This is a genomic window from Bacillus sp. FSL R5-0820 (assembly GCF_038593385.1).
GTDB lineage: Bacteria > Bacillota > Bacilli > Bacillales > Bacillaceae > Bacillus > Bacillus altitudinis.
Genome location: NZ_CP151991.1, coordinates 2376323 through 2391426 on the forward strand (window position 1 = coordinate 2376323; position 15104 = coordinate 2391426).

General features: G+C 41.9%; 14 protein-coding genes and 1 other annotated feature (1 of these 15 cut by a window edge). All 14 genes read right to left on the bottom strand.

The annotated features are described in order from the left end of the window. Positions 1-66: 66 nt before the first annotated feature. The 14 genes from NST15_RS12295 to alaS all read right to left on the bottom strand — a co-directional run bounded on the left by NST15_RS12295 (position 67) and on the right by alaS (position 14839). A complete protein-coding gene (locus tag NST15_RS12295) occupies positions 67-1809 on the bottom strand; it encodes a penicillin-binding protein 2 (RefSeq protein ID WP_272753961.1) in 1743 nt (580 codons plus the stop codon). Positions 1810-1859: 50 nt separating this feature from the next. Beyond that, a complete protein-coding gene (greA, locus tag NST15_RS12300; protein WP_007501433.1) occupies positions 1860-2333 on the bottom strand; it encodes a transcription elongation factor GreA in 474 nt (157 codons plus the stop codon). A gap of 648 nt (positions 2334-2981) precedes the next feature. Further along, positions 2982-3614 (bottom strand): uridine kinase, encoded by a 633-nt coding sequence (gene udk, locus NST15_RS12305; protein ID WP_007501435.1) that lies wholly within the window; start codon positions 3612-3614, stop codon positions 2982-2984. Positions 3615-3621: 7 nt separating this feature from the next. Further along, positions 3622-4890 (bottom strand): U32 family peptidase, encoded by a 1269-nt coding sequence (locus NST15_RS12310; protein WP_017358097.1) that lies wholly within the window; start codon positions 4888-4890, stop codon positions 3622-3624. A gap of 20 nt (positions 4891-4910) precedes the next feature. Further along, positions 4911-5840 (bottom strand): peptidase U32 family protein, encoded by a 930-nt coding sequence (locus NST15_RS12315; RefSeq protein WP_008342670.1) that lies wholly within the window; start codon positions 5838-5840, stop codon positions 4911-4913. After that, the gene (locus NST15_RS12320) at positions 5837-6502 is read right to left on the bottom strand and encodes an O-methyltransferase (protein ID WP_024718364.1); all 666 of its coding nucleotides are present in this window, start codon (positions 6500-6502) and stop codon (positions 5837-5839) included. Before NST15_RS12320 ends, NST15_RS12315 begins: the two co-directional genes overlap by 4 nt. A gap of 212 nt (positions 6503-6714) precedes the next feature. Then, a complete protein-coding gene (mltG, locus tag NST15_RS12325; RefSeq protein WP_268449455.1) occupies positions 6715-7797 on the bottom strand; it encodes an endolytic transglycosylase MltG in 1083 nt (360 codons plus the stop codon). A 73-nt stretch (positions 7798-7870) separates the two neighbouring features. Then, complete coding sequence (locus tag NST15_RS12330; protein WP_268449470.1) at positions 7871-8959, bottom strand: acetyl-CoA C-acyltransferase; 1089 nt, start codon at positions 8957-8959, stop codon at positions 7871-7873. A gap of 2 nt (positions 8960-8961) precedes the next feature. After that, positions 8962-10404, bottom strand: a complete 1443-nt coding sequence (locus NST15_RS12335; RefSeq protein WP_268449456.1) for an acyl-CoA synthetase — start codon at positions 10402-10404, stop codon at positions 8962-8964. Next, positions 10404-10970: a biotin transporter BioY gene (locus NST15_RS12340; RefSeq protein WP_024718368.1), complete on the bottom strand. Its 567-nt coding sequence runs from the start codon at positions 10968-10970 to the stop codon at positions 10404-10406. The genes NST15_RS12335 and NST15_RS12340 overlap by 1 nt, the downstream gene beginning before the upstream one ends. A 156-nt stretch (positions 10971-11126) precedes the next feature. Next, a complete protein-coding gene (locus NST15_RS12345) occupies positions 11127-11411 on the bottom strand; it encodes a DUF1292 domain-containing protein (protein ID WP_017358102.1) in 285 nt (94 codons plus the stop codon). Positions 11412-11426: 15 nt separating this feature from the next. After that, positions 11427-11843: a Holliday junction resolvase RuvX gene (gene ruvX, locus NST15_RS12350; RefSeq protein WP_003216519.1), complete on the bottom strand. Its 417-nt coding sequence runs from the start codon at positions 11841-11843 to the stop codon at positions 11427-11429. A gap of 3 nt (positions 11844-11846) precedes the next feature. Then, a complete protein-coding gene (locus NST15_RS12355; RefSeq protein WP_024718370.1) occupies positions 11847-12113 on the bottom strand; it encodes an IreB family regulatory phosphoprotein in 267 nt (88 codons plus the stop codon). 89 nt (positions 12114-12202) lie between these two features. After that, the gene (gene alaS / locus NST15_RS12360) at positions 12203-14839 is read right to left on the bottom strand and encodes an alanine--tRNA ligase (RefSeq protein ID WP_342498561.1); all 2637 of its coding nucleotides are present in this window, start codon (positions 14837-14839) and stop codon (positions 12203-12205) included. 80 nt (positions 14840-14919) lie between these two features. Continuing rightward, positions 14920-15104: a binding site (T-box leader), on the bottom strand (it continues 23 nt past the right edge of the window).

Sequence of the window (15104 nt, forward strand, 5' to 3'; positions counted from 1 at the left end):
ATCTCTGCACTCCTTTGCCTCTGTTCCCTAAGTCGTTACTATTCTAACATGACATGAAGGGATGTTCTATGTCTGTTTCTTTTCAATTTCATTGACCTTTTTTACAATATCATAAAACGCTTCATTTGTCTTAGCCCGGCCACTTGCCTCATCAAGGTGAACAACGACGAGAGCGTATTTTGGTTTTTCTGCCGGAAAGTATCCGGCAAACCACTTGTGATAAAGTGGATTCCCCTGTTTATCTTTGGTGCCGGTTTGGGCAGTGCCTGATTTCCCTGCTATATGGAACGGCAGGTCTTGAAATCTTCTTCCTGTTCCTTTGTCAGACGTCACCACCTGCCTTAAGTACTTTTGCAAGGTTTGAGCTGTATAGCGGTCAATACTGTCACCATCAGGTCGTTTGTTTTGAAAGGATAGCATCGTTGTTCCGTTTTGATACATCACTTTATCTGCAATCCTCACTTCTTTTCGTTCTCCGCCCCTTGCAATCGTTGCCATCATATTGGCAATTTGTAAGGGGGTTGTTTTGACATTTTTTTGACCAATTGCCGTTTGCGCAATGGCTTTTTTGACATGCTTGTCTCTTTTATCTCCCCACACACTGCCTGTTTCTTCACGATCAAACTGTTTGAATTGTTGCTTATGGTATACATCCCCTTCCCAGCCGGCTCGATCCACAAGCCCAAGCTTTGAAGCTGTCTTTTCAAGGATTTGATCATCTGTTTGGATGAGCTGCTCAGCGAGTGTCGCAAATGTATAATTACAGCTTTGCGCAAAGCTTTCAGACAGATTCAGTACTTCCTGCTTTCCTTCTGGCTCTCCATATAAATTCTTTCGACAATCATACATCGTTTGTGGCTGGTTCAAGTTTTTTTCAATCGCTGCGGCAAGCACGACCGTTTTAAATACAGAACCGGGAGCCATTGCGGTCAGCATGTAATTTCTTGCCTCATGCCGGTTTTTGCTGGTCACATTTGGAACACTCGCCATCGCCAGCACACTGCTATTTTGAATGTCGAGCAGAACTGCTCCGCCTTTTTCAACCCCTTGCGCTTTGAGAACATTCTCCATTTCCCTCTGCATGTCTTCGTCCATGGTTGTCTGCACTTGCAGCGGATAAAACGAATGAGCTTCTGCTGTATATTTGACGTCCATCCCAAACAAAGGGTTTCCCCTTCCGTCCACATGATATAACAATTTTGTGTCTTGCTCTGGTAATAGAAATTCGTCAAATGTACTTTCCAAACCGAATGTACCGATCTCAGTGCGGATTGAAAGTTCTTTTTTGTCCGGATAACGCTTTCTCAAGAGTTCAGGATTCTCACTTGTGAAGCCTAATGTGTGGAGAGCAAGTCTTTTTTTGTCCTTCTCTTTCATATATACGCCGTAAACACCTGAATATTTCATATCATTGATGTCTTTCAGCTTTTTTTTCGTCATATCATCTTTTAAAATGAGTGGTTTCTTCGTTTCTGTCAGCTGGCTCTTCAATTCATCTTCTTCCATCTCAAGTATAGAAGCGGTTTGCTTTAAGTGAGGGAGGTCATATTGCAGGAATGGAAATATGATGACCGCTGGCTCTTCCTTTGTGAGAAGTGCCTCGCCGTTTCGATCTAAAAATTCGCCGCGTCCGTCTGAAATGACTACTTCTTCTGTCCGCTGCCTGACACTTTCTTGGATCAAATTAATATCAAGTTTTGAAAAAGATTCTGTGAAAAACAACTGAATTTCCGCTAGTCTAAACAGAAGACCGAGCAATAAGATAAAAATAATGGCACCTGTCCATTGGATTCTTCTTGTTTTCAGCATAAAAACACCTCGTCCCTATTGTGGACGAGGTGTTCATCGTATAAACGTAATTATGAAATTTTTACAATTTGGACGAACATTTCTCCGCCAGGTGTTTGAACCGTGACTTTGTCGTCTACTTGTTTGCCTAAAAGGCTTTTTGCAATTGGTGAATCGTTTGAAATTTTGCCTTCAAACGGATCAGCTTCTGCACTTCCTACAATCGTATAAGACTCTTCTTCACCGTCCGGTAATTCAACGAATGTCACCGTTTTACCGAGTGAAACAATATTTGAGTTACCTTCATCTTCAATAATTTTGGCATTACGAATCATATTATCAAGCGTTGTAATACGACCTTCTACAAACGCTTGCTCTTCTTTAGCAGAATCATATTCCGAGTTTTCAGAGAGGTCTCCAAAACTTCTAGCGATTTTAATACGCTCTACAACCTCTTTACGTTTAACCGTTTTCAAATATTCAAGCTCTTCTTCTAATTTGCGCTTTCCTTCTTCTGTCATTGGAAATACTTTCTCTTGTGCCATGAATCATTCACTCCTTCTATTAATCCTCATCATACAAGCTTTCTGCATGTGAGTGACGACTGAAATATACAAGAATGAGGACATATTCCGGCCCTCATTCCTTCTGTCCCATATTCGTAAAAGTCCATCTTACATGGCGTCCCTTTTAGATGCAACTATTATGCCTTTTTATTAGGCAGGAACAGCAGCGGTCTCATGATGATGTATTATCTTCATCGCACAAACTGTGGAAAGGCACAGGAAGCTCCTGTACCTCGTTCGGCCATTTCGATCATATGTAGAAGAATAGCTTATCCATTCTCCATCTTCCAATACATAATATGGTCAGTGTACGATATGTCTATGCTATATTATTACAAAATTGCATTTTGATCAAGAATTGTTTGAAAATTTGTGATGATTTGTTTGTCGTTTTTTTAATATACTTTTACAAAGCAGGAATAACTGAAACTTTCAGCATCCCATCGTGATTTTCCTGTCTTCATTTCGCAGCATTGTTTTCCTATCATATCAAATCTTTTATTCAGAGGACTGCTTCTTACAATGCTCACCGATGATTTCGGACTAGCCATTACTAAAGTATTGACTACAAGAGCATGATGTTGAAAAGACCTTTACGTCGTAAAGGTCTTTGTTCTTCTCCACCAATTACTCTCCGCGGTTTTGAAGAATCGTTTGAATTTTTGTCACCATGAGGTCAATGGCCACATGATTTTGTCCGCCTTCTGGGATGATGATATCGGCGTATCGTTTTGACGGTTCAATGAATTGATTGTGCATCGGTCTGACGACAGATACATATTGTTCAATCACGGAATCAATCGATCTACCTCTTTCTTTCGTATCACGTAAAATACGGCGAATGATCCGAAGATCTGCATCTGTATCCACATACAGTTTAATATCCATTAAGTTTCTTAGACGTTCATTTTCAAGGGCAAAGATTCCTTCAACGATGATGACATCTTTGGGTTCAACATGTACCGTCTCTTCTGAACGTGTGTTTAGTTTAAAATCATAAATCGGTTTTTCAATGGACTCGTACTTTAGCAGCGCTTCTACATGCTCAATCATCAGGTCATTGTCAAATGCAAGCGGATGATCATAATTGGTCAGCAGGCGCTCTTCAAATGGCATATGACTTTGATTTTTATAATATAAATCTTGCTGAAGCATGAGGATTGAATGTCCTTTAAATTTTTCGTAAATGGAATTGGTGACGCTCGTTTTACCTGAACCTGAGCCGCCAGCGATTCCAATCACCACTGGTTTTTTCCCCATGTGCCGGTTATTTCCCCTTTCTCATCATGTTGCTAGGGTATACTTTTTGATCAAGCTTAAATTTCACAATTTGCAGTGGATGACGAGCGGCATCGAGTTCGTTCCCTTTTTCGTCCCAAATCGTCTCAATCTTACATGTGAAATTTTCGATTTCTGGACCGAAAAATTCAACTTCGTCGCCAGCTTTAAAGAAATTACGCTGCTGTAATGTGACAATTTGTTCTTGTTCATCATAATGAAGTACAAGACCGACGAAATCAAAGGTCGTTTTCTTTCCGTGAATGCCAAACATTTGTTCATCCGTTCCTGGTACACCTTCAAAAAAGGCAGGAGCCGTGTCACGGTTGGCACATTTGTCTAATTCATCGAGCCATTCTTGTTGAATGACGAAATTGTCTGGATCCGCACAGTAAGCATCAATGACTTTACGATAGACACTGACAACTGTTGCTACATAATGAATGGACTTCATTCGTCCTTCGATCTTTAAGCTATCAATTCCCATTTCAATCATTTGCGGTATGGATTCGATGAGTTTTAAATCTTTTGGACTCATCGCAAATGGTGCGTCTTCTTCACCGAATAAAGGCGCTTCCTCAGAGCCTTCTAGTTTATAAAGATCATAATCCCAGCGGCAAGATTGGCAGCAGCCTCCGCGGTTTGAATCTCTCGCTGTCATATGGTTACTGAGCACGCAGCGGCCAGAATAAGCAATACACATCGCCCCGTGAATGAACGTTTCAATTTCAATATCCACTTTTTCTTTCATTTCTTTAATCTCTAGGGCGCTTGTTTCACGTGCAAGGACCACACGCTCAAGCCCCTCTTCCTTCCAAAACTGCACCGCTTTCCAATTCGAAAGAGACTGCTGTGTGCTCAAGTGAACTTCAAGCTTTGGAGCTACTCGTTTGCATGTTTCAATGATGAGTGGATCAGCGACAATAATTCCCGCTACACCGGCTCCCTCAATCCCTTGAAGATATTCTTCCAGCCCGTCCATGTTTTCGTTGTGGGCGAAAATATTCGTTGTCACATAAATGCGAGCACCGTATTTGTTCGCAAATGCGACACCTTCTGCCATTTCTTCGATTGAAAAGTTATCTGCATTTGAACGAAGTCCAAATTCTTTCCCACCAATAAAAACAGCGTCCGCTCCATAATGCACAGCAATTTTTAGTTTTTCTAAGTTACCTGCTGGCGCTAGCAGTTCTGGTTTTTTTGTAATGACACGTTTTCCATCGATCACTTCAGAAATTCCATCTTTTAAAAGTGCCATTTCCTCTGCCTCCTTTTATCTTAATAAACCGTTTCTTTAAAGAAGAACCCTGTATCGATTGAACGGTTGACAGGCTGGATCTCTTCAATACGCTCCACCCATTCATCTTTCTGATCTTCATAGGCTTCCTTATCAGTCACTAGTAAATCAATGGCTTTTCGATAGAGGGATGTCACCTCTGTCATATAAGAAAGTGACTTTAAAATTCCGTCAATTTTAAATGAGTCAATGCCTGCGTCGACAAATTCTTCTAATTCATCAATCATACATACATCATTTGGACTCATAATGTGTGTGCCATTTTCATCCTCAAAAATAGGATATTTGTTTTGACGCTCCTGGTCGTGAAGGAATAGACCTTCTTCCATATTTCTGCCTTCCACGTCCATTTGTTTGCCTTGATATTCAAAATAGTTGCCAACAAGTGTCCGTTTGGATTGGAACATACAGGTCATGCCGTGGACTTGAATTTCAATCTCCACTTCGGCGTTTTCTTTGATATCAATCACGCTATCCATATTGAGTTCTTTGGCAAGAACAGCACGTGTTGCGCCTTTTCTGCCCCAGTAGTTACAAGTGTAATAGTTTGTCCCAGTTGTTTCTGTACTCCAGTGCAGATTCAAGTTGACACCTGTTTCTTTTGCGGCCATGATCACTGCCGGATCTCCAAAAACGACACCATCCACGTTTAACCCATCGAGAAAGGTTAAATAATCTCCAAGCAGTGCCACACGGTCATTATGAAAAATCGCATTCATGGCGACATATACTTTTTTGTGATGTGCATGTGCGAGTTGAACCGTTTGTTTCACATCTTCTCTTGAAAACTCACCTGCAAGACGGATTCCATATGTTTGTTCACCTATTAAAAATGCGTCAGCACCCGCTTCAATGAGCGGCAGTACATCCGACACCTTGCTTGGCGTCACAAGCAATTCTGGTTTTTTCATGATTGGTCACCTCTTTTTGTACTAATAGCGATCCCATCTCCAACCGGAATGATACACGTTTGGTAGTCAGGATTTGACATCAGCCATTGATTGTATCGATCAATTTTGCCTATTAATTGTTTTTTTCGTTTATCTTCAATTTCTTCTTCATAATTTGTCGCAACTAAGCCTTTAAATAATACGTTGTCTGTAATAATCATTCCGTCATCGGACAGCATCGGTTCAAACAGCTCAAAAAAGCGTTGATACTGACCTTTTGCCGCATCAATGAAGATCACATCATAGGGAGCCATCGTCTGAACCGTTTTAGCTGATTCGATCGCATCGCCAAAAAACACGTGAATTCTATCTTTGAAATGCAATTCTTCAATATTTCGTGTCGCTTCCTCATAACGTTTCGCATTTCGCTCAATCGTATAGATTTCAGCATCTGGCAGAGCTTCTGCCATTCGAATCGCTGAATAGCCAATCGCTGTCCCAACCTCAAGAATCTTCTTCGGTTTTTTCAAAGAAAGCAGCTGCAATAACAGTTCAATGCTCACCTTTTCCATGATTGGCACATGATGCTCTTTCGCATACTCCTCTAATTGAGCGATGGCATTAGGACTCGGCTCAATTAAATCTTCAATATAATCATTTATTTGATCATCTTCGATTGTCATTATATGTCTAGCTCCTTCATGACCTGAAAAAGAAGAGTCCTGCCTGCTGCAGCTCTCTTTCTCGTCAATCTTTCGTTCATCTAAGTAAAAACAACCCGATATATTTTACCACAAAGATGTGGTAATTGCGAACCTATAAAATGGATATAACAACGAAAAAAACTGCAGGCAATTTCACCATTGTCTACAGTCTTTTTCCTTTCACATGAGCGCTAGTTGCTGCCAGTGATGTATTTCGCTTTTGCTTTGTTGTGCTCATTTAACGTTTTCGTAAAGACGACTTCCCCATTTTTCTTTGCTAGGAAGTAAACAAAATCTGTTTTCTCTGGATGGAGTGCTGCTTTCCAAGAAGATTCTCCAGCATTGGCAATAGGTCCAGGCGGCAGCCCTTTGTTTGTATACGTATTATAAGGTGATTTCACTTTTAAATCTTTGTAATAAACACGGGACTTATGCTCGCCAAGCGCATAAAGAACGGTTGGATCTGTTTGAAGCGGCATGTCCTTTTTCAACCGGTTATAAAACACACTTGAGATTTTTGACCGGTCTGTTTTTTCGGTTGCTTCCATTTCTATTAGGGATGCCATCGTTAGGACATCATGGATGGACATCTTTCTCTTTTTCATGTCCTTTTCATACGTTTTTACATATTGATCTGTTTGTTTAATCATCGTGTCAATGATGGTTTCAAGTGATTCATCCTCACGATAAAACGGATACGTCGCCGGGAATAAATACCCCTCTAACGGATGCTTGACCTGTTTCCCGTTCACTTGTGATGTCACCGTTTTCGGGAATTTTTTCATCAATTTTTTAATAAAGGCTGGATCATCCAGCTTCGCTTCAACTTCTTTCGCTGAAAAATTCGTCTGGTTTGCGATAATAACTGCAATATCAGACAACTGTTTCCCTTCAGGTATCACAAGCTGAAATGCGTAGTCTGTCCCGCCAGATGTCAGCTTTTGAATTAGCTGATCCGCATCCATTGTTTGTTTGAGATGAAAATAGCCCGCTTTAAAGCCTGACGCTTTTTTGTACTTTGCATAGTAAGTGAAAATCGTGTCATTTGAAATCAGCTCATTTTCTTTTAAAATGCTCGCAATTCCACTGACAGATGTCCCATTTGGAATATGAATATTAATGGTTTGTTTGCTTTTTTGATCGACCGGCCCGAGTGCTGATTTTACATATAAAAAACCTGATAATGCTGCAATGATGATCACAGCAAGTACAGATAACAGGACGATCCCCATTTTTCGTTTAAAAAATGGTCGTTTCTTTTGTTCTGAAAACATGCATGGCCCTCCTCACATCTAGCTTTTATAGTACATGATTCGACGGAGTTCGGCAATTACTTGCTCATGCATGTCATGACAGAACTTGCCATAGTGTGGCTAAACCGACACCGCCCCCACTTCCAATTGCAGCCATGACATAGCTTCCATTCGGTAAGGCGCGGGCTTCGTAAAACAGTCTCACCATCATAGCAGCTCCCGAGGCACTATATGGATGCCCAAGACAAAGCGCACCGCCTCTTTTATTGATACGGTCATAAGAAATACCTAGTGTCCGGGCAATGAGCACTACTTTGAGCGCAAACGCTTCATTGATTTCAAAAAGTGCAACATCTTCTATCTTCACCTGTTCTTTATGTAAAAGTTTCTTGATTGCATCAATTGGTGAAGCAGCAGGATAATGCGGGTCCATAGCGGTCACGGCACTCCCGATATACCGCAGCATAGGGCTGAAGCCTTTTGCCTCCGCTTCCGCTCTTTCCATCACAACGACGGCAGCTGCACCATCTCCTTCTTTACAGCTATTGGTCACAGTCACAGTACCTTTTCCTGGTAAAAAGACAGGTTTTGCCCGCTTTATCAAGCTTGCAATCGGTCTTATTTTAGCTGCCGCTTCATCTGTGCTCATCCCGCTAATCGGAACAATTTCTTCTGAATACGTTCCTTGCTTGAATGCGGTTATACTTCGTTCCCAACTTAAAAGTGCATAGTCATCTTGCGCTTGTCTCGCAACTGAAAATCTCGACGCCGTCAGCTCTGCCGCTTCCCCCATATGAGGGTCCCCTATCCACTCTGGAGAAAAGCGGGCCCTTTCTTTCATTGGTGACCGAGAAATGCTTTCCGTTCCACCAGCGATATATATTGATCCCTCCCCCGACTGAATCATGATGCACGCTGTTCTAATGGCTTCAAGACCGGAAGCACACTGCCTATCAATGGTCATACCCGGAATATGTAATGAAAGCCCTGCTTCTAACGAGGACAGACGGGCAATGTTGCCACCACCCCCGACGACATTGCCTAAAATGATGTCATCTGGCTTGATCACGCTTGAAAAATGCTGGATCAAGGGCGCAGCTAGATGCTCTGGCCGGTAATCCTTCAACATTCCATTTTTCTCACCGAAGGGCGTCCGCTTCGCTTGTACGATCACGGCTTGCATGATCATTGTTCCTCCGCCCACTTTTTCATACTGGCACGAGCGATTTTCCCTCCTGATGTTTCGATCATTTTGTCCGTGACGAGCCATTTTTTTGGTACTTTGTATGCCGCTAATGTTTCTTTTACAGCTTGCCGAATGGTTTTTGTTTGCTGTACATTCTCAATAATGGCAACAGGGATTTCGCCCCAATATGGATCAGGAAGTCCAATCACGATTGACCGATTCACCTCTGGCTGTTCATTCAGCACACGCTCAATTTCCTCTGGAAAAATATTCAGTCCCCCATAGACAATCATGCCATTCTCGCGGCCGCTCATATACAAGTAACCATCTTCGTCGAGCCACCCCATGTCATAAACCGTCAGCCACTCTTCGGTCGGCTTTTCATCTTGTAAATAGCCTGAAAAAGACATTGGGCTTTTCACATAAATTCTCCCTATTTCATTTGGCTTGCAAACGGTTTGATCTGCCCTCCTGACTTCAACCTGAATAGAAGGAAATGGCTTTCCGACAGAAGTAGGCTTCTGCAAAAAGTCATCTGAAGATAAATAGGAGACAAAACTCAATTCTGATGTTCCATAAAAATCAAAAAATGTGATGTGGGGATTGCGGTTGACGAGCTGTTTTTTTGAAGAGTTTCCCCAATCTGCACCAGAAGACAGGACAAGAAGCGGATTCTTTCCGAAAGCATCCATTTGCAGTAACGATTCTGTCATGGTCGGAACCGTATAAATAGCCGTGATGTCTCCTTTCTCTAAGGTTTTCTTTGCTTTCTCTGGCACAAATTTTTCTAACAATGTCACAGTGCCACCGAAATAAAGTGTGCTGATCGCACCGTATAAAAAATGAGAGGATAAAAGTGTGCCCAAAATCAGTACATGATCTTTATGTGTGATCCCAAAGACGGATGTTGTCATTTGAAAGCTCTCGATCCATGACTGCTGGCGTCTTATAAAGGCTTTGGGCGATCCCGTTGATCCTGAAGTAAATCCCATATAAAAAGCAGGATCTTCCTCCGTATCACTTTTGTTCGATTGAACTCTTATGCTGAGGCTGATTCTTTCTTTCCATTCAGATAAAGAGAGCACTGGCATATCCAGCTTGTACTTTTCAACCCTTTTGATATATCGATCTTCCACAATGACAAGGTCCGCATCGCTTAATAAGAGCCTTTCCGCGCATTCCTTGTCACTCCACCGCGGATCAAGAGGCACCGCTGTCCATCCTGCAGAAGCTGCGCCAGCAAATAGTTGGAGAAACGGAACACCATTTGATACTAAAAAAGCGACTCTTTTTTGCTGATGAGGCGTTTCTTTTAACCATTGTGCAGATGACTTCACACGCTCATGCCATTCTTCATAAGTGATCTTCTCTTTTTCATCTCTGATCGCCATCTGATCTGGCTCCACTTTTGCATGAGCTGCATAGCTTTCCGTTATTCTCATCAAACTGCTCGCCTCCCTCTATGTAAGTCCCTTTTTCGATATGACATCGCTTGAATGATTTTCACCGTGAAGACGGCACATATCCCTGCTTTGATCAGATCACCCGGTAAATAAATGACGCTGAACAGAGCTGCTTGCGTGATCTTTATATGCATCATCATGGCTTGAAAGGGAATTCCGCCTATATATAATATCCCGATACTGCATACCGCATAGATCAAAAATAGTCGTAAGGCCGTCACTTTCTTTAGCCGGTTCAGCCACAGGCTGATCATAAAGGCAGCCACTGGATAAGCAAGTAAAAAACCACCGCTTGGCCCAAAAAAGACCCCTATTCCGCCTCTCCCTCCAGATAAAAGAGGTGCGCCTGCTGCCACTATTAGAAGAAATAGAAGTAAACTAATCAGCGCTTGCTTTGGTTTTAACAGCCCTCCAGCAAGCAAAAGACCTGCGGTTTGTAAGGTGATTGGTACAGGTGTAAACGCAAGAAAAATAGGCGGAATCAATCCTAACATCCCAATAACTGCTGTCATGAATGCCATTTGCATCATATCGTGAATTTTCAATTTTCATACCCCTCACTCGATGTTTTTGATAAAAATAGCGTAAAAGGTCGAGTGATATATGTCAACTAAATTTCAATAATAGTTTACATATAGAATGTAAAAAAAGACCTGTGAAGAAAGATCACAGAGATCATGTTCACAGGCCTTTTATTCGTTCTATTCTTCTTCGTCTTCTTGATCTAAGAACGTATTTAACGTTTCTTCAATCATGTCCCACTCTTCATCCGTTTCAATTGGCTCTAATTCGCCATCTTCACCGTCTTCATTTGGTGTGAAGCTTGATGCATGAATTTCAATTTCTTCGTTATCTTGTTCAGAAATTGGGTAGTAAAGAACATATGATTTGTTAAAATGGTCGCTTTCAAAAGTAAATAGTACTTCGCAAAGTTGCTCATTTCCATTATCATCAACGATTGTAATTTGCTTTTCTCCGTGTTCCATTTGATTCACCTCATTTTAATTTAAGCTGTCTAAATACCCTTGAAGGATCATAACAGCCGCCATTTTATCAATGACTTTTTTACGCTTTTGTCTGCTCACATCTGCAGAGATGAGCATTTTTTCTGCTGCCATCGTTGACAGACGCTCGTCCCAAAGCACAACAGGAACATTGTACGTGTTTTCTAACACTTTCGCAAATGATTGGCTGGCCTCGCCTCTTGGACCGACCGTACCGTTCATATTTTTTGGAAAACCAAGGACAATTTTATCCGTTCCATATTGCGAGACGATCTCAGACAGGCGGCTGAGACCAAAGTCTCCGCCTGCTTCATCAATTTTAATGGTTTCAATCCCTTGAGCTGTCCATCCCATTTCATCACTGATTGCCACACCAAGGGTTTTCGTGCCTAAATCTAAGCCTAAAATTCTCATGTTTTACGCCTCTTTATGTGTCTCTAAGTACGATTTAACCAATTCCTCAATTAATTCGTCTCGTTCTAGTTTACGAATTAGGTTGCGTGCATCCTGATGTCTTGGAATATAAGCAGGGTCGCCTGACAGCAAGTATCCGACAATTTGATTGATCGGGTTGTATCCTTTTTCTTGGAGTGCGTCATAAACTGTTATGAGCACTTCATTCACATTGGTTTCAGCTGAATCATCAGAGAAGTTAAACTTCATTGTCTTATCAAATGAACTCACTGCTTCTTGCACCTCTCTTCCAACATTCTACTAGCAAGCTTTTTTCTAACCGCTCATCTAATACCATTATTCTACACTACATTGACTGATTATAAAACGGATTTGACAGATTCTTCGACAGTTGCCAGTGCTTCTTCAAGCTTTTCTGGCTGTTTCCCGCCTGCTTGTGCCATATCTGGGCGTCCGCCTCCGCCTCCGCCGCAAATTTCAGCTGCCTGCTTCACAAGTTTTCCTGCATGAAGACCTTTTTCAATGACGTCTTTTGTCACACCAGCTGAAATGTTGACTTTTCCATTTTGAACAGCGCCAAGTACAATGACTGCTGAACCTAATTTCGCTTTTAAGTCATCAACCATCGTTCTTAAATGGTTCATGTCTTTGGCGTTTACTTTTTCAGTTAACACGTTCACTCCGCCAACTTCGATGACTTTTTCTAAAATAGAGCCAGCTTCTGCTTGACTTAATTTCGCAAGAAGTGATTCGTTTTCTCTTTGAACTTCTTTTAAATCAGCCTGCAAGGAAGCGATGCGTTTTGGTACATCTTTTGTATTTGATTTCAGTTCATTAGCTGCCTTTTCTAAAATCGCAAGCTGATCATTTAATTCTTCATAAGCACCTTTACCTGTTACAGCCTCAATACGGCGTGTTCCAGCACCAATACCCGATTCAGATGCAATTTTAAACAATCCGATCTCCGCAGTGTTTTGAACGTGACAGCCTCCGCATAACTCGATGCTGTAATCACCCACTTGCACCACACGGACAATATCGCCATACTTCTCGCCAAACAGCGCCATTGCGCCCATTTCTTTTGCTTCAGCAATTGGTTTCAGGTCAATGGCAACCGAAATGCCTTCCCAAATCTTTTCGTTGACGATTTTTTCAATTTGTGACAATTCTTCTTTTGTTACTTGTCCAAAGTGAGAAAAGTCAAAGCGAAGTCTGTTTTCATTCACAAGTGAACCCGCTTGGTTAACGTGGCTGCCCAATACATCTTTTAGCGCTTGGTGCAAAAGATGTGTCGCTGTGTGATTTTTCACAATGCCTTTTCGAAGCGCTGATTCGACTTCTGCAGTGACTTCAATGTCTTTTTGAACTGTACCACTTACGACGACTCCTTCGTGGACATGCTGGCCGTTTGGCGCCTTTTTCACATCTTTGATATCAATAATCGCTTCGGCACTTTTTAACGTTCCTTTATCCGCCACTTGTCCGCCGCTTTCCGCATAGAAAGGTGTTTCATCTAATAAAATTTGCACCGTTTCCCCTTCGTGAGCTTCTGTGACAATTTCACCGTTTTGAAGCAATTCGATAATACGAGCATCTGCAGTTAAATTTTCATAGCCCACAAACGTACTTTCTGCTTTAATATCGCCTAAAGCCCCGCCTTGAACCTGCATACTACCTACATCTTGTCTGGCATTTCTTGCACGTTCACGCTGCTTCTCCATTTCTAGCTGGAAGCCTTCACGATCGACTGTCATGTTCTCATCTTCTGCATATTCTTCTGTAAGTTCGACCGGGAATCCATATGTGTCATAAAGCTTAAACACATCTTGACCGGAAATTTGTGAGCTGCCATTGTCTCGTTCTTTTTTGATCACTTCTGATAAAATGGCTAACCCTTCATTCAGTGTCTCATGGAAACGCTCTTCTTCATTTTTGATCACTTTTGCAATAAATTCTTCTTTTGCTTGAACATCTGGATAGAAATCCTTCATGATCTCCGCAACAACTGGAACTAGGTCATACATAAATGGACGGTGGATATGGATCGTTTTTGCATAACGCACAGCACGGCGCAGCAAACGTCTTAACACATAACCTCGGCCTTCATTAGAAGGAAGTGCTCCGTCACTGACGGCAAAGGCAACAGTACGAATATGGTCAGCAATGACTTTAAATGCTGTGTCTTTTTCTTTTGACTCCCCATAGCTTTCTCCAGAAATCGTTTCTACTGCACGAATAATCGGCATGAACAGGTCTGTATCAAAGTTCGTCGGTACGTTTTGAATCACAGAGACCATACGCTCAAGACCCATTCCTGTATCAATGTTTTTCTTCGGAAGCGGTGTGTATGTACCATCTGGATTATGGTTAAATTCAGAAAAAACAAGATTCCATACTTCTAGATAACGTTCATTTTCTCCGCCTGGATATAATTCAGGGTCGTTCATGTCGTTGCCATATGCTTCGCCGCGATCATAGAAAATTTCGGTATTCGGACCACTTGGCCCCTCGCCAATATCCCAGAAGTTGCCCTCTAGACGAATAATTCGTTCCTCAGGGACACCAATTTTATCTCTCCAAAGAACATACGCTTCTTCATCCTCTGGATGCACCGTTACAGATAACAGATTCGGATCAAAGCCAATCCACTCGTCACTTGTGAGGAATTCCCAAGCCCATTCGATTGCCTCTTCTTTGAAATAGTCTCCAATAGAGAAGTTGCCCAGCATTTCAAAAAACGTATGATGGCGTGCTGTTTTCCCTACATTTTCAATGTCATTTGTACGAATTGATTTTTGTGCGTTGCAAATACGCGGATTCTCAGGCACGACGCGGCCATCGAAGTATTTCTTTAATGTTGCCACCCCGCTGTTAATCCATAAAAGTGTTGGATCGTCATGCGGTACGAGGGACGCACTCGGTTCGACAGCATGTCCTTTTTCTTTAAAAAAATCTAAAAACATTTGACGTACTTGAGCTGAAGTTAAAGTTTTCATCATAAATCCTCCTTTTTTTATTCCTCAATCTTCACACAAACGAAAAAACATCCCGCCCTATGCAAGCAAAAAACTACTTACACAGGGACGAGATGCTCTCGCGGTACCACCCTGATTATAGACATATGCGTCTATCACCTTCACATCCGATAACGCCGGAAGAGAGCGGCAGTGTTTATCTGCACTCGGGACTAGCTTCCGTTAAAGGTCTGATAAGGCTTTTCTCAGCAAACAAAGCCTCTCTCTGCAACAGCTTTTTAACGTA

Coding starts and splice junctions, on each gene's coding strand:
- NST15_RS12295 (WP_272753961.1), bottom strand. CDS start 1,809: ATGCTGAAAACAAGAAGAATCCAATGGACAGGTGCCATTATTTTTATC.
- greA (WP_007501433.1), bottom strand. CDS start 2,333: ATGGCACAAGAGAAAGTATTTCCAATGACAGAAGAAGGAAAGCGCAAA.
- udk (WP_007501435.1), bottom strand. CDS start 3,614: ATGGGGAAAAAACCAGTGGTGATTGGAATCGCTGGCGGCTCAGGTTCA.
- NST15_RS12310 (WP_017358097.1), bottom strand. CDS start 4,890: ATGGCACTTTTAAAAGATGGAATTTCTGAAGTGATCGATGGAAAACGT.
- NST15_RS12315 (WP_008342670.1), bottom strand. CDS start 5,840: ATGAAAAAACCAGAATTGCTTGTGACGCCAAGCAAGGTGTCGGATGTA.
- NST15_RS12320 (WP_024718364.1), bottom strand. CDS start 6,502: ATGACAATCGAAGATGATCAAATAAATGATTATATTGAAGATTTAATT.
- mltG (WP_268449455.1), bottom strand. CDS start 7,797: ATGTTTTCAGAACAAAAGAAACGACCATTTTTTAAACGAAAAATGGGG.
- NST15_RS12330 (WP_268449470.1), bottom strand. CDS start 8,959: ATGCAAGCCGTGATCGTACAAGCGAAGCGGACGCCCTTCGGTGAGAAA.
- NST15_RS12335 (WP_268449456.1), bottom strand. CDS start 10,404: ATGAGAATAACGGAAAGCTATGCAGCTCATGCAAAAGTGGAGCCAGAT.
- NST15_RS12345 (WP_017358102.1), bottom strand. CDS start 11,411: ATGGAACACGGAGAAAAGCAAATTACAATCGTTGATGATAATGGAAAT.
- ruvX (WP_003216519.1), bottom strand. CDS start 11,843: ATGAGAATTTTAGGCTTAGATTTAGGCACGAAAACCCTTGGTGTGGCA.
- alaS (WP_342498561.1), bottom strand. CDS start 14,839: ATGAAAACTTTAACTTCAGCTCAAGTACGTCAAATGTTTTTAGATTTT.